Source organism: Actinomycetota bacterium (assembly GCA_016700055.1).
GTDB lineage: Bacteria > Actinomycetota > Acidimicrobiia > Acidimicrobiales > Ilumatobacteraceae > Kalu-18.
Genome location: CP064997.1, coordinates 2,289,532 through 2,308,380 on the forward strand (window position 1 = coordinate 2,289,532; position 18,849 = coordinate 2,308,380).

19 protein-coding genes and 1 tRNA gene are annotated in these 18,849 nt (G+C 72.1%); 5 read left to right on the plus strand and 15 right to left on the minus strand.

All coding sequences use genetic code 11. The features are described from left to right. Window position 1: 1 nt before the first annotated feature. Window positions 2-1,492, minus strand: a complete 1,491-nt coding sequence (locus IPM43_11105) for an acetyl-CoA carboxylase carboxyltransferase subunit (protein ID QQS23965.1) — start codon at window positions 1,490-1,492, stop codon at window positions 2-4. 9 nt (window positions 1,493-1,501) lie between these two features. After that, a complete protein-coding gene (locus IPM43_11110) occupies window positions 1,502-2,548 on the minus strand; it encodes a TIGR03857 family LLM class F420-dependent oxidoreductase (GenBank protein QQS23966.1) in 1,047 nt (348 codons plus the stop codon). 44 nt (window positions 2,549-2,592) lie between these two features. On the opposite strand from IPM43_11110, the gene IPM43_11115 reads away from it, so the two are divergent. Further along, a tRNA-Arg gene (locus IPM43_11115) sits at window positions 2,593-2,666 on the plus strand. A 149-nt stretch (window positions 2,667-2,815) separates the two neighbouring features. Then, window positions 2,816-3,019, plus strand: a complete 204-nt coding sequence (locus IPM43_11120; GenBank protein QQS26439.1) for a cold-shock protein — start codon at window positions 2,816-2,818, stop codon at window positions 3,017-3,019. A gap of 77 nt (window positions 3,020-3,096) precedes the next feature. Here IPM43_11120 and IPM43_11125 read toward each other — a convergent pair whose 3' ends face one another. Next, entirely contained in the window at window positions 3,097-3,966 is an 870-nt protein-coding gene (locus IPM43_11125; GenBank protein QQS23967.1) for an amidohydrolase family protein, read from the minus strand. Window positions 3,967-4,004: 38 nt separating this feature from the next. Between IPM43_11125 and ybaK the strand changes: the two genes are divergently transcribed. Both ybaK and IPM43_11135 read left to right on the plus strand, forming a co-directional pair. After that, window positions 4,005-4,490, plus strand: a complete 486-nt coding sequence (ybaK, locus tag IPM43_11130) for a Cys-tRNA(Pro) deacylase (protein ID QQS23968.1) — start codon at window positions 4,005-4,007, stop codon at window positions 4,488-4,490. Between the two features lie 130 nt (window positions 4,491-4,620). Beyond that, entirely contained in the window at window positions 4,621-6,774 is a 2,154-nt protein-coding gene (locus tag IPM43_11135) for an AAA family ATPase (GenBank protein QQS23969.1), read from the plus strand. Window positions 6,775-6,779: 5 nt separating this feature from the next. Here IPM43_11135 and IPM43_11140 read toward each other — a convergent pair whose 3' ends face one another. The 10 genes from IPM43_11140 to hemG are packed head-to-tail and all read right to left on the minus strand — an operon-like array spanning window position 6,780 to window position 15,979. Next, on the minus strand, window positions 6,780-7,217 hold the full coding sequence (locus IPM43_11140) for a hypothetical protein (protein QQS23970.1): 438 nt from the start codon (window positions 7,215-7,217) through the stop codon (window positions 6,780-6,782). 10 nt (window positions 7,218-7,227) lie between these two features. Then, on the minus strand, window positions 7,228-7,890 hold the full coding sequence (locus tag IPM43_11145) for a metal-dependent transcriptional regulator (GenBank protein QQS23971.1): 663 nt from the start codon (window positions 7,888-7,890) through the stop codon (window positions 7,228-7,230). A gap of 53 nt (window positions 7,891-7,943) precedes the next feature. After that, on the minus strand, window positions 7,944-8,975 hold the full coding sequence (locus IPM43_11150; GenBank protein QQS23972.1) for a prenyltransferase: 1,032 nt from the start codon (window positions 8,973-8,975) through the stop codon (window positions 7,944-7,946). After that, the gene (locus IPM43_11155) at window positions 8,972-9,709 is read right to left on the minus strand and encodes a class I SAM-dependent methyltransferase (protein ID QQS23973.1); all 738 of its coding nucleotides are present in this window, start codon (window positions 9,707-9,709) and stop codon (window positions 8,972-8,974) included. The genes IPM43_11150 and IPM43_11155 overlap by 4 nt, the downstream gene beginning before the upstream one ends. A gap of 22 nt (window positions 9,710-9,731) precedes the next feature. Then, window positions 9,732-11,024 carry a glycosyltransferase family 4 protein gene (locus tag IPM43_11160; GenBank protein QQS23974.1) on the minus strand — a complete coding sequence of 431 codons (1,293 nt, stop codon included), beginning with the start codon at window positions 11,022-11,024 and terminating at the stop codon, window positions 9,732-9,734. Window positions 11,025-11,060: 36 nt separating this feature from the next. Then, entirely contained in the window at window positions 11,061-11,888 is an 828-nt protein-coding gene (locus tag IPM43_11165) for an aldose epimerase (protein ID QQS23975.1), read from the minus strand. A gap of 27 nt (window positions 11,889-11,915) precedes the next feature. Then, window positions 11,916-12,359, minus strand: a complete 444-nt coding sequence (locus tag IPM43_11170; protein QQS23976.1) for a D-tyrosyl-tRNA(Tyr) deacylase — start codon at window positions 12,357-12,359, stop codon at window positions 11,916-11,918. Between the two features lie 16 nt (window positions 12,360-12,375). Continuing rightward, a complete protein-coding gene (gene lnt / locus IPM43_11175) occupies window positions 12,376-13,854 on the minus strand; it encodes an apolipoprotein N-acyltransferase (protein QQS23977.1) in 1,479 nt (492 codons plus the stop codon). Further along, window positions 13,851-14,537 carry a class E sortase gene (locus IPM43_11180; GenBank protein ID QQS23978.1) on the minus strand — a complete coding sequence of 229 codons (687 nt, stop codon included), beginning with the start codon at window positions 14,535-14,537 and terminating at the stop codon, window positions 13,851-13,853. Before IPM43_11180 ends, lnt begins: the two co-directional genes overlap by 4 nt. Before the next feature lie 5 nt (window positions 14,538-14,542). After that, window positions 14,543-15,979: a protoporphyrinogen oxidase gene (gene hemG, locus IPM43_11185; protein ID QQS23979.1), complete on the minus strand. Its 1,437-nt coding sequence runs from the start codon at window positions 15,977-15,979 to the stop codon at window positions 14,543-14,545. Between the two features lie 35 nt (window positions 15,980-16,014). On the opposite strand from hemG, the gene IPM43_11190 reads away from it, so the two are divergent. Beyond that, window positions 16,015-16,761 carry a zinc-dependent peptidase gene (locus tag IPM43_11190; GenBank protein ID QQS23980.1) on the plus strand — a complete coding sequence of 249 codons (747 nt, stop codon included), beginning with the start codon at window positions 16,015-16,017 and terminating at the stop codon, window positions 16,759-16,761. Here the strand turns inward: IPM43_11190 and hemH are convergent. Together hemH and hemE are read right to left on the minus strand one after the other, a co-directional pair. Further along, window positions 16,737-17,690, minus strand: a complete 954-nt coding sequence (gene hemH, locus IPM43_11195; GenBank protein QQS23981.1) for a ferrochelatase — start codon at window positions 17,688-17,690, stop codon at window positions 16,737-16,739. The genes IPM43_11190 and hemH overlap by 25 nt on opposite strands. Further along, window positions 17,687-18,793, minus strand: a complete 1,107-nt coding sequence (gene hemE, locus IPM43_11200; protein ID QQS23982.1) for a uroporphyrinogen decarboxylase — start codon at window positions 18,791-18,793, stop codon at window positions 17,687-17,689. The genes hemH and hemE overlap by 4 nt, the downstream gene beginning before the upstream one ends. Window positions 18,794-18,849: the final 56 nt, after the last annotated feature.

Genomic DNA, 18,849 nt, shown 5'->3' on the forward strand with positions numbered 1-18,849 from the left:
CTCAGGCGAGGTGGCCGATGCGGGCGACGGGCGACGCGTGGCCACGAAGCCGGGCGCGCGCCGCGCGCAACCCGGCGAGCAGATGGTGGCGCAGCTCGGCGGGGTCGATCAGGTCGTCCACCGACATGCCGGCGGCGGTGCGGTAACCCGACGCGAGCTCGGCCTCGAGCAGTGCCTGGCGGCGAGCCTCGTCGGCCTTCGTCGCGTCGTCGGCGCCGCGTGACGGCATCGCGCCGAACGTCACCCCGGGGAACGCGAGGTTGAGCGTCTGGCCGTCGAAGGGGTTCATTCCCATGGCCGAGCTGCCGAACCCGTACGCCTTGCGCAAGGTGACCTGCAGCTTGGGCACCGTCGCCCGGTGCTGGGCGGCGAACATCCGACCGGCGTGGCGCAAGATGCCGGCCCGTTCGGCGACCGTGCCGGCCATGACCCCGGGGTTGTCGCTCAGCAGCACGATCGGCACGTGGAACGAATCCGCGACCTGCACGAAGTGGGCGGCCTTGTCGGCGGCGTCGGCGTCGATCGTGCCGGCGAGGTGCAGCGGTTGGTTGGCGACCACCGCCACCGGCTGGCCGCCGAGGCGCGCCAGGCCGGTGAGCAGCGAGCGCCCGAAGCGGGGCTGCACCTCGAACCACGTGCCCTCGTCGACGACCACCCGGATCACTGCGGCCATGTCGTAGGCGCGGCGCGGGTTGCGGGGAACGATCTCGTACAGCTCCGGCGTCGGGCGGTCGCCGTCGGCGGCGGCGCCCACCGGCGGGTGCTCCCACGCCGACGACGGCAGGTACGACAGCCAGCGCCGCACCTGGGCCAGCGCGTCGAGGTCGTCGGTCGCGAGGTTGTGGACGACCCCGCTCGCCAGCGCGACGTCGGGGCCGCCGAGCGCGAGCCGGTCGACCTCTTCGCCGAGCGATGCCTTCACGAGTGGGGGACCGGCGGTGAAGATCGCCGCGTCGGGGGTCATCACGGTGAAGTCGCTGAGCGGAGCGGTCAGTGCGCCGTGGCCGGCCGACGAGCCGAGCACCGCGGTCGCCATCGGCACCAGCCCGCTCGCCGACGCCTGGGCCTGCAGGTCGTTCGGATGCCGGACCGACGGGGGGTCGTCGGGCAGCGGCGGGCGGTGCCCGGCGCCTTCGAGCAGCATCACGAGCGGCATCCGTTCCTGCACGGCCAGCTCCACCAGCCGGTGGCGCTTGGCGGCGGCCCCGGCGCCGATCGATCCCCCGGCGACGGTGAAGTCCTCGGCGCCGATCGCCACCGGCCGCCCGTCGAGCTCGCCCACCCCGGCGACGAACGCGTCGGCGGGCAGTTCGCCGACGAGCACGCCGATCTCGGTGAACGAGCCCGGGTCGGCCAGGGCGTCGACGCGCTCGCGGGCGTTCAGGCGGCCCTCGTCGCGGCGGCGGGCAAGGCGCTCCTCGCCACCCATCGCGCGCGCGGCGTGCCGGCGGGCGGCGAGGTCTTCCAGCAGCGGGGCCCAGTCGTCGGTCATTGCCGCTCCTCAGGCCCCGCGGCGGCGGGCGCGGTAGGCCTCGACCACCGGGGCCAGCTCGGCCGGCGTCGCGCCGTGCAGGATGACGGCGTCACAGCCGAGACCGAACTGGGCGAGCACGGTGTCGACGCAGGCGTCGGGCGACCCGACGGCGGCAGGCGCCAGCCACTCGGCTGGCATCAGCGTGGCGATGTGCTCGAGCTCGGCGTTGGAGGCCTTCGCGTCGAAGGCGCCGCGGAAGCCGGCGACCAGCGGATCGGCGCGGAACCTCGCCAGGACCGACGGATCCCAGCCGTTCGTCGACACCATCAGGTCGCCGTATCCCTGCAGGTAGGTGGCCAGGCGCCCGACCGTCTTCTTCAGGCGCAGCTCCTCGGGCAGGTGGTCGCCGACCGTGGCCAGGCATGACCACACCTTGACCTGGTCCGGATCGCGTCCGGCCTGCTCCGCAGCCTGCTTCACCGCGGCCACCGCGCGGGCGGTGGTCTCGTCGGTGAAGAAGGTGTGCAGCACCACGGCGTCGAACGCCCGCCCGCCGAGGGCGAGCGAGTTCGGCCCGAACGCGGTCAGCAAGACGTCGATGTCCTCGTCGAAGTCGGTGTCGAGCACGAGCACGGGCCACGATCCGGCCGGCCCGTCGTGACCGACGACGACCTCGCCCCGCCACAGGCGCCGCATCAGGCCGACGAAGTCCTCCATCTGCGCCGTGGTCACCCGCCCCATCCCGAACGCGTCCTGCATCGGGGCGATGCCCCGGCCGAGCCCGAGCGTGAACCGCCCCCCAGTGAGGCGGTGCATGGTGGTGGCGTACGACGCGGTGACGATCGGGTGCCTGGTGTTGTGGTTCGTCGCCGCGGTGGCGATGTGGATCTGCTCCGAGACCGCGGCGGCAGCACCCGACAGCGTCGCGGCCTCCTTCACGTTGAACCGCTCCGAGATGAACGCCGTGCCGAGGCCCATCGCCTCGCCGGCGCGGACCTCGTCGATCAGCTCACGTGGCGATTGCGCACCGCCGGCGAGCGTGTAGAAGCCGAGCTCGGGGAACTGTGCGTCCATGGGGACCCAGACTGCCAGAGGCCGGCGCCTAGGCTGGGACCGGCGCTCCCGTAGCTCAGTTGGATAGAGCGGCTGCCTCCTAAGCAGCAGGCCACAGGTTCGATTCCTGTCGGGGGCACTTGCCCGCACGGCCGTCGACGGCCCACCACCGCGGTGGCGGGGTAACACGAAAATCGCGGCGAGGCGATGGAAACGCGGCCGGCAGCCCGTAGCCTGCGGCACCGTTCGGCGAGTGGTGCCGGACGTGTGAGAGAAATGAGTTCCGCCTTGGCTGTCGGCACTGTCAAGTTTTTCAATTCGGAGAAGGGGTACGGCTTCATCACCCGTGAAGACGGGCCTGATGTGTTCGTGCACTTCTCCCAGATCGCTGGTACGGGCTTCAAGAAGCTCGAAGAAGGCCAGCAGGTCGAGTTCGAGGTCGGTCCCGGCCGGAAGGGCGACGAGGCGCGCGACGTGCGCGTCATCAGCTGACCTTCACGCTGTCGTACAGCTGAACGTGGAACCGGACGTCCGTCAGGGCGTCCGGTTCTGACCGCGTCAGGGGCCATCTAGGAGACGTCTAGGCGGAACACCTCGATCGCGTTCTCCCGCAAGAATGGTGCCCAGACGTGCTCACGCAGCGGCACCTGTTCCATCTCCGCCGCGATGCGATCGAGCGAGAGCCCCATCGGGTAGTAGCCCGCGTACATCACCTTGCCGACACCGCGCGTGTTCGCGAAGTCGACGATCGCCTTCGGGTAGTACTTCGGGGCGAACGCCGACGTCATGTAGTAGAGCCCTGGCCACTTCAGCATCAGCTTCACGGCGAGCTCTTCCCACGGCTCGGCGCCGTGGCGCATCACGATGCGCAGTTCGGGGAAGTCGTAGCAGACCTCGTCGAAGTGCTCGACGTGCTGGCAGTGCATCGGCACCCGAGGCCCCGGCACACCCGCGTTGATCACGACCGGGATGTCGAGCTCGATGCACGTCGCGTAAAGCGGGTAGTAGCGACGGTCGCTGACGGGGACCTGGGGCAGGCAACCCGCCGGGAACGAGGTGACCGCCTTCACGTTCCAGCGAGCATGGGCCTCGCGCACGCGCCGCACCGCTCCCATCACGTCGTTCGGGTCGGCGTCGATGCAGGGGATGATCCGGTCCGGGTGCAGAGCGAGGGCCCGCTCCGCGTCTTCGCTACCCATGTGGATCATGCCCATCGCCACCCCGCAGCGGTCCATGTCGGCGACGAGCATCGCCACCGGGTCGATGCCCTCGCCCACGTCGCCCGGCACCTCGGTGAACATGTACTCGGCGGGCATCGCCATCGACTTGGAGGCCTGGTCCTTCAGCGCGCCCTCCATGAACCGGTAGTGGTCGGCGGCATGTTGTTTGGGGAGTCCGATCATCAAGTCGATCACGCCGACGTTTCCGGGAAAGGCCATGACGCCGAGGTTAGGAGCCGAGCCCTAGCGTGGCCCCAATGGCGAAGACGTCGAGCACGCCCGCGCTCGTCGTGCTGGCACGCGCCGGTGTCGAGCACACGGTGCACGCCTTCGACGCGAGCGACGATGGCGGCCTCGGCTACGGGCGGGCCGCTGCGGGCGCGCTCGGTGTCGACGAGGCCCGCGTGTTCAAGACGCTGCTCGCCGTGGCCGACGGGCTCCCCGTCGTGGCGGTCGTGCCCGTCGCCGGGGAGCTGTCGTTGAAGGCTCTCGCCGCCGCGGTGGGCGCAAAGCGCGCCGAGATGCTCGCCGTGGCCGATGCCGAGCGGTTGACCGGCTACGTCGTCGGGGGGATCAGCCCGCTCGGGCAGAGGAAGCGGCTGCAGACGGTGGTCGACTCGTCGTGGCGCGAGCACGACACCGTCTATGTGAGCGCGGGTCGCCGCGGCCTCGACGTGGAGCTCGCGCCGGGCGAGCTCGTGGCGCTGCTCGGCGCACGTACCGCGGACCTGAGCACGCACTGAGTCGTTGGGGTCCCCAGTCGTTGGGTTCCCAGTCGTTGGGGTCCCTAGGTGGTGCGTCCGCTGCCAGATAGAGTGGAACGGCCCCAGATCCGGTTGCGAGAGCGCTTCGGGCTCCGGGGGAGCACGACGGATGACGAGCCAGCACCCCGACCTCGCTGCCGAGCAGGCGTACATCGACCATGCCTACGACTGCCTGGATCGCAGCCGCGCCGACGCGTGGAAGCTGCGCCAGCTCTCCGAGGCCGGTCTCGGCGGCACGTTCCAGGCGCGATACGAGCGCGACGTGTTCGACGAGGCTGTGGTGAAGCGCCTGGCCGATCTCGAGCTGGGCAACGCGGCCCTCGTCTTCGGTCGCATCGACCGCCTGATCGAGGGCCCCGACGGCACGGAGAGCTTCCACATCGGACGCCTCGCCGTCGCCGACGAGCATCGTGAGCCCATCGTCGTCGACTGGCGGGCACCGGTCGCCGAGCCGTTCTACCGGGCGACCGGGCGTGAGCCGATGGGGCTCGCCCGCCGTCGCCACTTCCATGTGCACGGGCGCGAACTGCTCGGCATCGAGGACGAGCTGTTCGGCGAGGGCCACCTCGGCATGGGCCACGACGAAGGCCTCGACGGCCAGCCGGCCGGGGTCACCCATGCGGGCACCGGGCTGCGCGGCTACAGCACCCTGCTTGCGGCGATCGAGCGCGGCCGCACCGGCCAGCTCGGCGACATCGTGGCCACGATCCAGGCCGAGCAGGACGCGATCATCCGCTCTCCCCAGCCAGGTGTGCTCGTCGTCCAGGGCGGCCCGGGTACCGGCAAGACGGTGGTCGCGCTCCACCGCGGCGCCTACCTGCTGTACACGTTCCGCTTCCCGCTCGAAGACCAGGGCGTGCTCGTGATCGGTCCGAACCGGGTGTTCCTGCGCTACATCGAGCAGGTCCTGCCGAGCCTCGGCGAGGCCGGCGTCGAGCAGGCGGTGCTCGCCGACCTGGTTCCCGACGTCACGTTCGCCCGCATCGGCGCCGGCGGCGACAGCCAGCTGGCCGAGCGCGTGAAGGGCCACATCGCGATGTCCGACGTCGTCGCGAAGGCGATCACGGACCGCGAGCGATCGCTGCGCGAAGACCTGGTGGTGCCGTTCCGCTCCGGGTACACGAGGCTGCGGGCCGAGGAGAGCGCGCGCATCGTCAGGACGGCGCGCCGGCGCTTCCGCCGCCACAACGGCGGGCGGCGCTGGGTGGAGGCCGAGGTGTGGGCGGCGATGGCCGCCGCCGCTCGCGACAACGACGTCGAGCCGGTCGAGGTGAAAGACGCGGTGCGGCACCTCGACGACGTGCGCGCGGCGCTGGAGCGGATGTGGCCGGTGCTCACCCCGGCCGAGCTGCTCCACGACCTGTTCGGGTCCAAGGCGCTGCTGCGCCTGGCCGGATCGCAGCACTTCGCCGACGACGAGCTGATGGCGCTGCACCGGCCCCGGTGCGCCGACGTGCACGAGGTGCGCTGGAGCGACGCCGACGTGGCCCTGCTCGACGAGGCCCGCTGGCAGCTCGGCCCGGTGCCGCGCCGCGGCGGCAAGGTCGACGAGGCCGACGAGATCCGCACCTACGGCCACATCATCATCGACGAGGTGCAGGACCTGACGCCGATGCAGCTGAGGATGGCGGCGCGGCGCTCGCTGAACGGGTCGATGACCGTCGTCGGCGACATCGCCCAGGCCACCGGCCCCCTCGCGCCCGACGACTGGGGCGACGTGCTCGCCCATCTGCCCGATCGCAAGCCCGCTCGGGTGATCGGCCTGAGCGTCGGCTACCGCATCCCGGGTCAGATAATGGACCTCGCCAACCGGGTGATGGCGGCGGCGACCCCGGGGCTGCGTGCCCCGGCCGCGGTGCGCGAGGGCGAGGTGGCGCCGCGGGTGGTGTCGGCTTCACCCGGTGCGCTCGCGGCCGAGGTCGCGAAGCGCGCCGGCGAACTGATGGCCGATCTCGTCGATGGCAACATGGCCGTCGTCACCCCCGACGACCTCGTCGAGGAGATCTCCGAGGCGCTCGACGCCGCCGGGATCGAGCACGGCCGGGCGACCAGGACCGCGCTCGAGACCGGGGTCACGGTGGTGCCGGTCAGCCTGGTGAAGGGCCTCGAGCTCGACGGTGTGCTGGTGGTCGAGCCGGCCCGCATCGTCCAGACCGAGTCGCAGGGGCTACGCGCGCTGTACGTGGCGCTCACCCGCGCCACGCGGCGCCTGGTGGTGGTGCACTCCGAGGCGCTGCCGGCAGTGATGACCGCCGGCGCTTAGCGACCTCAGGCGATCGAATCGGCCAGGTCGGCCACGAGGCGGGCGGCGCGGTCGGCATCGGCCGGGCGGTTGCGCTCGACGGCCGTGCGCGAAAGTGCCACCAGGCCGTCGATCTGGAGGGCAGCCAGCGAATCGGAGGCTTCGACCCCTGCCCGCGCCGCCGACCACAAGGCCTCGATCTCGACCAGGAGTTCTTCGGCATCACCCGCTGATTCGCCCGCGTCGCCCCCCGAGGGGCCGATGGTCGCGGACAGCTCGGTCATCGCCTCGACGAGGCGGTCGAGCAGCACGCTCGTCGAACCCTCCGGCACGGTGAGCGGCGCCACGGTGGTCACCGCGCCGTCGGCGGTGGTGTCGCTCGTGCCTTCGTCGACGGTCGTCGCGCACCCGCTGAGCGCAAGCGCACTCGCGAGGATCGGCCAGGCTTTGCGTCTCGACAACATGCGTACGCGTTCAGTCGGTGACGAGGATGCGGGCGCTCGCGAACGCTCCGACACCCACGTGGTTCCCGTCGATCTCGACTGTCACCGTGCCGTCGGGTGAGGTCGCGGTGACCTGCCCGTTGCGGCCGGGGAGGATGGCGGCGTCTTCCAGGAAGTCGAGCAATCCGGGGGTGAACTCGAGCTCCTCGGGGATGCGGGCGACGGTGAAGCGGTCGCCGACGGTCAGCCTGCCGAGCGGCTGGGCGTCGGGCGCCTCGTAGTGCGAGCCGGGGATCGGGTTGCCGTGCGGGCAGGTGGTCGGCTCGCCGAGCACGCGATCGAGCGCCGCCTCGACGGCCGCGCTCATGACGTGCTCCCAGCGGCCTGCTTCGTGGTGGGCCTCGGCCCAGGACAGGCCGAGGATGTCGGTGAGGAACCGCTCTGCCAAGCGGTGGCGGCGCACGACACGCTGGGCGAGCAGGTCGCCGGCAGCGGTGAGGCGGATCTTGCGGGCGGTGGTGTGCACCAGGCCCTCGGCCTCCATGCGCTTGATCATCTCCGACACCGCGGGGCGGCTCACCTGGAGACGTTCCGCGATGCGGGCCTGGATCACGTCGAGATCGTCTTCACGCAGCTCGAATATGCACTCGCAGTACTCCTCGAACGCGGGGTGACGTTCGGATGCGGCGGGCATGGCGACGAGCCTACCGCCCTCGCTCGGTGCCGGCTGAGGTGTCCCGACCGCGCTCAGGCGGTCTCGGCGGCCGGCGCGAACAGCTGGCTGGCCGGGGATGCGCCGGCCAGCGCGTCGGCGGCGAGCACCACCGCGGCGGCGGTGTACGCGGTGCGCTCGTCGGCGGGGAAGCGCTCGAAGTTGGGGTAGACGATGCCTGTCCAGTACGAGCCGTCGTCGTGGCGGTGAGCCCGGGTCCAGCGCAGCAGGTCGCTGGCGGTGTCGAGGTCTCCGATCGCGACGTACGACAGGGCGCACTCGGCCGTCTCGGCCGCGGTCACCCACGGCTCGTCGCTGACGCAGCGGATGCCGCGTCCCTCGATCGAGAAGGTGTCCCAACCGCTCTTCAGGCGGGCCACCGCCGGGTCGCCGAGGAGGACGTTCGTGAGCACCGGGTAGTACCAGTCCATCGCCCAGCGGTCCTTCGGCTCGAAGGCGTGCGGGGAGTTGGCGACGATGTCGGCGAGCCGGTCGGCGGCGGCGGCCCAGTCCGGGCGAGGACGACCGACCAGGTCGGCGACGAGCACTCCGCACTGCAACGAGTGCCAGATGCTCGACGATCCGGTGAGCAGGGCATAGTCCCACGGGCAGCTGTCCACTTCACGGGCCCAGAGCACCGCGCCGTCGTGGCGGCGCAAGGACAGCACCCAGTCGAGCGCCCGCTCGACGGTGGGCCAGAGGGCCTCGACGAACCCGCGGTCGTCGGTGCAGAGCCAGTGGTGCCAAACGCCCGCGGCGACGTACGCGCAGACGTTGGTGTCGAGCTTCGGGTCCTCGACCGAACCGTCGGGCCAGTAGTAGTTGAACCACCAGCCGTCGGGATGCTGGGTCTCCACCAACCACGCGTACGCCCGCTCGGCCTCGGTGTGCATGCCGACGAGGTCGAGCGCCATCGCCGTCTCGACGTGGTTCCATGGATCGCAGTGGCCGCCCGGGAACCAGGGGATCATCCCCGAGGGGAGCTGCAGCGCGGCGATCGACGCGGCGGTCTGGCACAGCTCGTCGGCGGAGATCACACCGGGGATGTCGGCGACCCGGATGCTCATCGCGCGACCTGCGCTCCGCCACGCTTCGTGCCGTAGAGCACCAGGCTCTTGCCGAGCACGGGCGACAGCACCCGATCGGCGACGGCGACCGAGCGCGGCTGCTCGACGATGTCCCATTCGAGGAAGCGGCGGTATGCCCGGACAGCGGCGTGGTCGTCGTTGCGCACACCGACGGCGCACTTCAGCCACCAGTACGGCGAGTGGAGGGCGTGCGCGTGGTGGCTTCCGACGAGATCGAGCCCGGCAGCGCGCAGCTTCGCCCGCAGCTCGGTGGCCGAGTAGATGCGCAGGTGGCCCCCGGGTGCCGAGGGGGCGTGGTAGTCCTCCGACAGCCACCAGTTGACCTTCTCCGGCCACGACGTCGGGACGGTGCAGGCGAACGTGCCCTGCGGCTTCAGCACGCGGGTGAGCTCGGAGATCGCGGCCACGTCGTCTTGGATGTGCTCGAGCACCTCCGAGGTGATCACGCGGTCGAACGTCTCGTCGGCGAAGGGCAGGCGGGTGGCATCGCCGCGCAGCACTCCGACCAGGCGGTCGGCGGCGATCTCGCCAGCCTCGATCATCGCGTCGAAGGTGTCGCGCGTCTCTTGCAGCTCGTGCGGTGCATAGTCGAGGGCGACGACCCGGCCACCGAGGCGGGCTGCCTCGAACGCGTGACGGCCGAAGCCGGATCCGGCGTCGAGGACGAGGTCACCGGGGCGCAGGCCGAGGCGATCGAAGCGGACGGTGAGCATGGGGTCGGTGAGGGTGCGAGGTTCAGATACGGCCGTTGCGGCGGAGCTTGTCGACGTTGTGGGGCATCGCCAGCACCTCGCGGTACTGGTCGACGGTCATCTGCGCGCAGCGGCGCCAGCTCCAGCGCTCGACGACGCGCTGGCGGCCGGCGGCTCCGACGCGCGCCCGCAGCTCGGCATCGTCGAGGCCGCGGCGCAAGGCGTTGGCGAGGGCGTCGGCGTCGCCGGCGGGGCAGGACAGCACCGTGTCGCCGTCCTTGCCGGTGACCTCGGGCAGCGCGCCGCCGTCGGTGGCCACGAGGCATGTCGCGGTGCACATCGCTTCGATCGCGGGAAGGCTGAACCCCTCGTACAGGCTCGGCACGACGGCGAGCTCGGCTTCGGCGTAGAGCTCGACGATGCGCTCGTCGGGCACTCCGGACACGAACTCGATGTACGGCGCGAGCCCGAGCTTGTCGATGAGGCTCATGCTCTTGCCCGGCTTGGGCTTGCCGATGATCGTCAGCGTGACGTCGCGCTCGGTGCGCAGCTTGGCCATGGCCTCGAGCAGGTACGAGAGGCCCTTCAGGGCGACGTCGGCCGAGGCGGTCGTGATCAACCTGCCGGGCACGCGCTGGACCTGCGGCATCGGGCGGAAGAGATCGGGGTCGACGCCGACGGGCACGAGGCGCATGCGCTCGTAGGACACGCCCATGTCCACGTGGATGTCCTTGATGCTGTTCTCGCTGACCACCACGATGCGCGGCATCTTCGATGCCACGCGGGCCTGCATCTTCACGAAGGCGTACCACCTGCTGACCGACATCTTCTTGCGCCAGTTCGGCGCATGGCTGACCTCGAGCTCGCGGTCCTTCGTGATCGGGTGGTGCAGCGTGACGATCGTCGGGATCAGCTCTTCGAGCTTCAAGATGCCGTAGCCGAGGCACTGGTTGTCGTGCACGAGATCGAACTCGCGCACCCGCGGGCGCAGGTGGCGCAGCGCCCTCGCGCTGAACGCCAGCGGTTCGGAGAACGTGCCGGTGAGGAACTGGCCGAGCTCCATCGCGTCTTCGCGGGACTTGATCTCCCAGAACGCGGGGAGCCGGCCCGGATAGGTGTCGTTGAAGATGTCGAGGCTCGGCAGCTTCGTGAGCGCCACCCGCTCGTCGAGCACGGGGTACGGCTGGCCGCCGAGCACCTCGACGGAGTGGCCGAGATCGGCCAACGCCTTGGTGAGGTGCCGGGTGTAGACACCCTGGCCACCGACGTGGGGTTTGCCCCTGTACGTGAGGTAGGCGATGCGCAGCGGCCCGTTCGGGTCCAGAGCCGGAGACATAGGGTGCCGAGCCTACCGGGCGCGTGTACTGCCAGGTCAGGCGGGCGCCGGGTGCTCCACGGGCAAGCGCTCCCAGGAGATCTCCATCCAGCGCTCCAAGGACTCGCCGGGGGCGAGCGGGCGCGGGTCGAAGTTGATGGCGTCGGGTGGACCGGATTGGGGTTCTACGCACGTCGCGTGGGCCGGACGGTCGTAGACCACCCAGTGGTCGCAGTCGCTCGAGATCGTCACCCGCACGCCGGCGACGTCGAGCTGCGGCGGCCGAATCGGCCCGACGAAGCAGTCGTCCCACGGCCCGGGCGGAATCTCCTCGGTGAGGGCCCCGGTCGGGATGCCGGAGTGGTCGAGCCGGTACATCGCCGCGAAGCCGAGCTCGGCGCGGGTCGGCTTGGCGAACCACGGGTGCCAGCCGAGCTCGGCGGGCATCTCGTCGTCGGTGGCGTGCACCGCGAGGGTGCAGCGCAGGCGATCGGCCGACAGCTCGATGAGCTGGGTGACACGGCCGGCGAAGGGCCACGCCGGGCCGAGCCCGACCTCGAGCTCGACTGCGGTCTCACTGCTGCGGGCGACGTCCCAGGCGCGGCCGACGGCGGTGCCGTGGATCGCGTGGGGGGCCAGGTTGCGGGGGAGGCGATGCTGCCGGCCGGCGAACGTGAACCGACCGTCACGCACCCGCCCTGCCCAGGGGGCCATGGGGAAGCAGCCCCAGCCGTGCGGGTCCGCTCCGGCGAGTTGCGCGGGCGTGGCCGTGACCAGCAGCTCGTTGCCGTGCACGGTGAGGCTCGCGATGCGCCCCCCGAGCGCCGGTGCGACGGTGCAGCTCGCCGGCCCCGCTTCGAGCAGCACACGTTCGCGAGCGGCCATTCGGCGCAGTCTGCCAGCGCGCGGCCTTCAGCCGACCACCTCGAGCAGCACGGTCACCGGCCCGTCGTTGACGAGGGCGACCGCCATGTGCGCGCGGAAGGTGCCCGTGGCCACCGTGGCGCCGAGGCGGCGCAGCTCGGCGACGACTGCTTCCACCAACCCCTCGGCCACTTGCGGTGGGGCGGCCGCGGTCCAGCTCGGCCGCCGGCCCTTCGACGTGTCCCCGTACAGCGTGAACTGGCTGACCACCAGCACCTCGGCGGCGGTGTCCGCGGCGGACAGGTTCATCACCCCGGCCGCGTCGTCGAACACCCGCAGGTGCCAGATCCGCTCGGCGAGCTTGCGTGCCGTGGCCTCGGTGTCGGAGTGAGTGACGCCGACGAGCACGCACAGCCCCCGCCCGATGCCGCCCACCTCGGCGCCGTCGACGGTGACCGCCGCCCGGCTGACACGTTGGACGAGCCCGCGCACCAGTCGTCCCCCTTCCTCAGCCCGGCGTGGTGCGTCGGGCGACCCACCACGATGCCGCGAGCACCAGTGCCACGAGTGCCACGAACGGACGGTCGCCGAGCCGGCTGTACCACGTGCGCCCACTGCGCAGGGCGACGTCGGAGACGATCACGGCGCGCTCGGAGACGGCCGTGCGCTGGCTCACCTCGCCCGCTGGCGAGACGAACGCGCTGAACCCGGTCGGCGACACCTGCACCACGGTTCGCGCAGACTCGATCGCCCGCAGCCGCGACGAGGCGACCTGCTGGGACTGCAAGATGGTGAGCGTGTAGCTCGCCCCGTTGGTGGGGTTCAGCACGAGCTGGCCGCCGTGGTGCACACCCTCCCGGACTCGCCCGCCGAAGAAGATCTCCCACGAGATGGCCACGCCGACCGGATTGCCGTGCACCTCGATCACGGCCGGCCCGGTGCCGGCGCGGGCGTCGTTCGGCACCTGGTCGAGGGGGGCGCCGAGTGCTTCCAGCAGACCGCGCAGGGGCACGTACTCGCCGAAGGGGACGCGGCGCACCTTGTCGTAGCGGCTCGTCACCTCGCCCTCGGGACTGACCACCACCTGCGCGTTCGTGAAGTGCTCGCCGTCGACGTCTTCGGTGATGCCGACGCTGATCGGCACGCCGAGCCGGGCCGCCTGCTCGGCGATGTCGGCCAGCTCGTCGCTCGTCGCGAAGCTGGTGCCTACGCCGTCGATGTCGATCGCGTTCTCCGGCCAGACGACGAGGTCGAGCTCGGGGTCGGCTTCGATGGCTGCGGTCGCCGTGAGATGCCGCTCGAACACCACCCGCGCGTCGGTGTCGATCGCGTGTGTGCCCTGCGGCCCGCCCCCTTGCACCGCCGCCACCCTCCAGATCTCACCCGTGTCTTCCCCGCGGGGTGCAATCTCGGTCGCCAGAGTGACACATAGCGCGACGAATCCGACCGAGAACGCGGCGGCGGGGACGACTCCTGCCGGTCGGGGACGGCGGAGCAGCGCCCCGAGGGCGAAGCCGAGCTGGAACGTCACCCAGGTGAGCAGCACCACCCCTCCGACGCGGGCGAGGGAGGCGAGCGGCCCGGCGGCCTGCCCGATGGCGAGCGTGGCGAGTGGCACCCCGCCGAAGGGCATCACCAGACGCAGTACCTCGGCCAGCGTGTGCGCGGCGGCCCTGCCGATCGGAGTGGCGCGCCCGCGGGGAGACCAGGCGGCGGCGACTCCGTGGAGCGCGGCGAAGAAGGCCACCACCAACACGTAGCCGGGAGCGGTGAGGAACCACATCCACGCCATCGCCGGTGCCATCCAGCCGACGCCGAACAGCCACCCGAGGCCGAACGCGCCCCGGCGCGACGATGCGCCGTCGACGGCGAGCGAGAAGAGGGCGATGCCGGCGAACGCCGCCGGCCACCAACCCCAGGGCGGCATCGACGACGCCACCAGCGCACCGGCGCCGAGGGCGAGCGCCGGACGGGCGATGCGGCTCACGCGACCAGTTCGGCGAACACCACGATCCGCTGGCGCGTCGAGCCCGGAGGATGGCAGGCGAAGAGCGTGGTCGTACGGGCCGTGGTCTGGGTGGTGATCCAGAGCGCGTTCGGGGAGACGATCTGGGTCTCGGTGACGCGGTAGACGAAACGGCCCTCGGCGGTGACGTAGATGATCTCGTCGCCCGGGACGAGATCGTCGAGGTCGCGGAACGGGCGGTCCTTGCTGGTGCGGTGACCCGCGACGACGGTGTTGCCGACGTGCCCGGGAAGAGCCGTGCCGGGCCAGTACCCGGGACCCTTGTCGAGCGTGCGGTCGGTGATGCCGGCGAAGAGGTACTTGGAGAGGCCGATCTTCGGGATCTCCATCGTGCCGACGATGAACTCGGGCTCGCTGGCCCCCGCAGGCGGTACGGGCGCCGGGACCGGCAGCTCCGCCGGCGGCGGGGGCAGCGTGATGCCGGGCAACGTCGTCGGTGCGGAGACGGTGGGAAGCGTGGTCGTCGGGCGCCGCGGCGCGGTCGTCGTCACCGGCGAAGTCGAGGCGACCGGCGCGCCGGTGGTGCTGGAGCCGGGTGCGCCGGGGGTGGTCGGGGCCGTCGTCTCTACGGCCGCCGACGACGACGAGCAGGCGACCGCGAGGGTGACCAGACCCGCGGCGACAGCCAGCTCTCGGAGGTGCACGGGTCTCATTGTCGCGCGGTGACGAGCAGCTCGCCGACCAGTCCGGCTGCGCGACGGCCCTGCTGGACGCACGTCGGGATGCCGATCCCGCGGTGGCTCGCGCCGGCCACGAGCACGCCCGGCGCGTCGGCGGCGAGGGCGCGCTCCAGGGAATCGACGCGCTCGAAGTGGCCCGGCCGGTACTGCGGGAAGGCTCCCGGCCAGCGACTGACGCGTACCGCGCCCGGTTGCAGATCGAGGCCGAGGTGCCCGCCGACCTCGCTGACCGCGGCATCGACGATGCGCTCGTCGTCCCAGTCGTCGACGTTCAACCCGTCGCGCCCGAGCGAGATGCGCAGCAGCATCGAACCGTCGGCCGGGCGCCAGTGGGGCCACTTGTTGGACGCGAACGAGACGGCGGTGACCGAGCGCTGGTCGGGCTTGGGCACCAGGTAGCCGCTGTAGGCGAGTGCCTCTGGCCACGACTCGGCGGGCACCGTCGCCGTCACCATCACCACCCCGGCGTGGTCGACGCCGCCGAGCAGGGCCGCCGCGTCACCGCTGAGCGGCGCGAGCAGCGGGGCGCTCGGCCCGGCCGGAGACGTGACGACGACGGCGTCGGCCTCGTCGAGGGCGACCCCTGCGGCGGCGACGCAGTAGCCCCCGGCCCCGCTTCCGCTGCCCGCCGCGCGCCCGACGCGCTCGATGTGCTCTACGCGGGCGCCGGTGTTGATCGAACCGCCCCTCTGGCGGATCGATTGCGCCAGCGCGTCGGTCAAGGCACCCATCCCCCGCAGCGGCGCCTCGAACACGGGCCCGGCCGGGCCCGCGCCGCGCGGCCGCATCTTGCGGGCGGCGAGCAACGCGCTGCGCGGGCCGGCGAGCGCGGCCAGCTGGGGGACTGCGGCAAGGCTCGAGCGGTCGGTGTCGGAGGCGTAGATGCTGCCGACCAGCGGGTCGATCAGCCGCTCGTGCACCTCGCCGCCGAAGCGCGAACGCACCCAGTGCCCGATGCAGTCGCCGGGGTCGGTGCGGGGGAGCAGCGGCTCCAGCGCGGCGCGGGCCTTGCCGCGCCGACTGAGCAGGCGGCTCCGCGCGAGCGAGGCGAGGTCGGAGGGGACACCGAGCACGAGCCCCGCGGGGATCGGGTGCATCCGCCCGTGCCACACCGCCGCCGATCCGGTCGCCGGGTTGGTCAGCTCGTCGCCGAGGCCGAGCTCACGGACGAGATCGACCACCCAGGGCACGCGGATCAGGTACGCGTCGGCGGCCTCGTCGACGGCGTCGAGCCCGGCGAACGAAGAGGTGCGGATCTTGCCGCCGGTGCGGTCGGCGGCCTCGAGCACCGTGACGCGCGGCGCGTCGGGCTGGGCGAGCAGGGTATGCGCGGTGGTCAGCCCGGTCACCCCCGCGCCGATGACGACGACGTGGCGGTCGGAGAGGCGGCGCGCGATGGTGCCCATCGGGCCAGTCTGCCGGGTCGGTAACGTCGGCGGCCGTGTGGCACCGGCACCGGGCATCGCTGCCCTCCGATTGGGCGCTCTTCGCCGAGCGCTGGGTGGGCGAGTGGCGATGGCTCGACGCCGCCGACCGGGCGCGCCTAGGGGAGCTGACCGAGCAGTTGCTCGGCCGGCTGCGCTTCGAAGCGGCACGGGGCTTCACCATGACTGCGGAGGTGCCCGTCGTCGTCGCGGCACACGCGGCGCTGCTCGTGCTGAACCTCGACCCCGGCGTCGACTGCTTCGCGCACGTGAGCTCGGTCATCGTCCATCGCGACGCAATCGTGCTGCGCGGCCCGCGACCCGGCCCGGGCGGCACGACCACCGAGGCCCCAGAGGTGATCGGCGGTCAGGCGCACGACCGCGGTCCGATACTGGTGTCCTGGGCTGCCGCGCGCCGCCAGAGCCTGAGGCCGCGTGGGGGCGAACACGTCGTGCTGCACGAGTTCGCGCATCGCCTCGACATGCTCGACGGCGTCATCGACGGCACCCCACCGCTGGATCCGAGCCGCCTGACCCGGTGGGCTCAGGTGTGCACCGCCGAGATCGAGGCGCTGCGGGCACCACCGAGCGACGACACCGCACGGGCGGTGCTCCGCCCTTACGCGGCCACCAACCCGGCGGAGTTCTTCGCCGTCGCCACCGAGACGTTCTTCACCGTGCCGGTGGCCGTGCGCGCCCGGCACAGCGAGCTCTACGCCGTGCTGGCCGACTTCTACGGTCAGGATCCGGCGGCGCGACGCTGAGCGGCGGTCCCGGCGACGAGGTCGGCCAGCCCGGCGATCACCGCCTCGTTCTCGCCGACGGTCGCCGTGCGCCCGAACGCGAGGCCGCGCGCCTCGGCGCGCCGGCGAGCCTCTACGTCGAGGTCGTACAGCACCTCGAGGTGGTCGGCGACGAAGCCGCAGGGGCAGACCAACACGCCTGCGGCGTTCTCGCTCGGCGCGAGATCGTCGATCGCCTCGAGCACGTCCGGCCCGAGCCAGGGATCGGTGGCCCGGTTCGCGCTGCGCCCGGCCGACTGCCACACGACGGCCCACTGGCTCCAGCTCGCGAGGCCGGCCGCCCGAGCAACGGCCGCCGCGGTGGAGCGCACCTCGTTTTCGTACGGATCGCCGGCGTCGACGACGCGCCGGGGCAGGGAATGCGCGGTGAACAGCACCTTGGTGTTCGCCGGCATCGCGGCGAGTCGCTCGCGCACCTCACTCGCGCAGAACTCGACGAAGGCCGCCTGCGTGGCCCAGCTGCGAATGCCGGAGAACTCGATGCCGTGGCGTGCGGCGCCAGCGGCCGCGCGTTCGAGGTACTCGCCGACCGAACCCGCCGAGTAGTGCGGGGCGAGCACGAGCCCGACGGCGCGTTCGACACCATTCGCGGCCGCCTGGTCGAGGGCCTGCTCGATCGTCGGCTCGGCGTGCTTCATCCCGAGGATCACGTCGAAGCCACCGGGGTCGGGGCGCTCGAGCGCCGCGGCCAGGGCGTTGCGTTGGGCGGTGGTCACTCGCGTGAGCGGTGACGTGCCGCCGATGGCGTCGTAGCGGGCGACGAGATGGGCGAGCTGCTCGGCGGTGGGTGGGCGACCACGGCGGATGTCGGTGTAGTACGCCTCGATGTCGTCCCGACTGCGCGGGCTGCCGTAGGCCATCAAGACGACGGCAATCGGCGGGCTGGTCATGGCCGCCCCGGCGTGAGCCCCGGCGTTGCCGTGGCCGCGTGCACGTATCCGACCAGCTCGGCGAGCACACCGGGGTCGGTGTCGGGTTGCACGCCGTGGCCGAGGTTGAAGATGTGCCCCGGGTGACGGCTGCCGTCGGCGCGCAGGTTGTCGGCCAGCACCTCGTCGGCGCCGCCACGGGCCACCTCCCACCCGGCGAGCACCAGCGCGGGGTCGAGGTTGCCCTGCACGACGAGGTCGTCGCCCAGCCGTCGACGCGCCTGGCCGATCGGGGTGCGCCAGTCGAGGCCGAGCACTGCCGGCCCGGCGGCGTGCATCGCGGGGAGGAGGTGGTCGCAGCCGATGCCGAAGTGGATCCCGGCCACGTCGGGGTGGCGCTCGGCGAGCTGGTCGAACACCGAGCGACTGTGGGGCAACACGTCGCGCTCGTAGTCGCGCCGGGAGAGGGCTCCGGCCCAGGAGTCGAACAGCTGGAACGCGCGTGCCCCGCAGCGGATCTGGCTGGAGATGGACTCGACCGCGTGCTGCACGAGGCGCTCCATCAATGCACCGAACACGGCCGGCTCGGCGTGCATCATCGCCTTCACGTGCTGGTAGGTGCGCGAGGGCCGCCCTTCGACGAGGTAGCTGGCCACCGTGAACGGCGCCCCGGCGAAGGCCAGTACGGGCACGGTGGGGGGTAGCTCACGCACCAGGATGCGCACGGTCTCGAGCACGTAGGGCGTGTCGGTCTCCGCAACGAGGGGCCGCAGCCGGGCGAGGTCGGCGGCGCGGCGCAGCGGCCGGTCGGCCACCGGGCCGGTACCGGGGGCGACGTCGATGCCGAACCCGACGGCGTGGGCGGGCACGACGATGTCGCTGTACAGCACGGCGGCGTCGACGCCGTAGCGGTGCACGGGTTGCAGCGTGATCTCGGCCGCCAGCTCGGGCCTGGCGATGGCGGCGAGGATGCTGCCCTCGCCGCGTACCGCCCGGTACTCGGGCAGGCTGCGCCCGGCCTGGCGCATGAACCACACCGGCGTGTGCGTGCTCGGTCGGCCGCGGGCGGCGTCGAGCAGGGGTGCAGAGAGGCCGGCGGCGGCGGGGGGGACCGGATCGGGCATGGCGGATCGGACGCTATCCGTCGAGGAAGTGACCAAGGTCCGTACCTGTTGCGCAG

Bases quoted from the DNA above. Each gene is read 5' to 3' on its own strand.
- IPM43_11105 (QQS23965.1), bottom strand. From the start codon at position 1,492: ATGACCGACGACTGGGCCCCGCTGCTGGAAGACCTCGCCGCCCGCCGG.
- IPM43_11110 (QQS23966.1), bottom strand. From the start codon at position 2,548: ATGGACGCACAGTTCCCCGAGCTCGGCTTCTACACGCTCGCCGGCGGT.
- IPM43_11125 (QQS23967.1), bottom strand. From the start codon at position 3,966: ATGGCCTTTCCCGGAAACGTCGGCGTGATCGACTTGATGATCGGACTC.
- ybaK (QQS23968.1), top strand. From the start codon at position 4,005: ATGGCGAAGACGTCGAGCACGCCCGCGCTCGTCGTGCTGGCACGCGCC.
- IPM43_11135 (QQS23969.1), top strand. From the start codon at position 4,621: ATGACGAGCCAGCACCCCGACCTCGCTGCCGAGCAGGCGTACATCGAC.
- IPM43_11140 (QQS23970.1), bottom strand. From the start codon at position 7,217: ATGTTGTCGAGACGCAAAGCCTGGCCGATCCTCGCGAGTGCGCTTGCG.
- IPM43_11145 (QQS23971.1), bottom strand. From the start codon at position 7,890: ATGCCCGCCGCATCCGAACGTCACCCCGCGTTCGAGGAGTACTGCGAG.
- IPM43_11150 (QQS23972.1), bottom strand. From the start codon at position 8,975: ATGAGCATCCGGGTCGCCGACATCCCCGGTGTGATCTCCGCCGACGAG.
- IPM43_11155 (QQS23973.1), bottom strand. From the start codon at position 9,709: ATGCTCACCGTCCGCTTCGATCGCCTCGGCCTGCGCCCCGGTGACCTC.
- IPM43_11160 (QQS23974.1), bottom strand. From the start codon at position 11,024: ATGTCTCCGGCTCTGGACCCGAACGGGCCGCTGCGCATCGCCTACCTC.
- IPM43_11165 (QQS23975.1), bottom strand. From the start codon at position 11,888: ATGGCCGCTCGCGAACGTGTGCTGCTCGAAGCGGGGCCGGCGAGCTGC.
- hemG (QQS23979.1), bottom strand. From the start codon at position 15,979: ATGGGCACCATCGCGCGCCGCCTCTCCGACCGCCACGTCGTCGTCATC.
- hemH (QQS23981.1), bottom strand. From the start codon at position 17,690: ATGACCAGCCCGCCGATTGCCGTCGTCTTGATGGCCTACGGCAGCCCG.
- hemE (QQS23982.1), bottom strand. From the start codon at position 18,793: ATGCCCGATCCGGTCCCCCCCGCCGCCGCCGGCCTCTCTGCACCCCTG.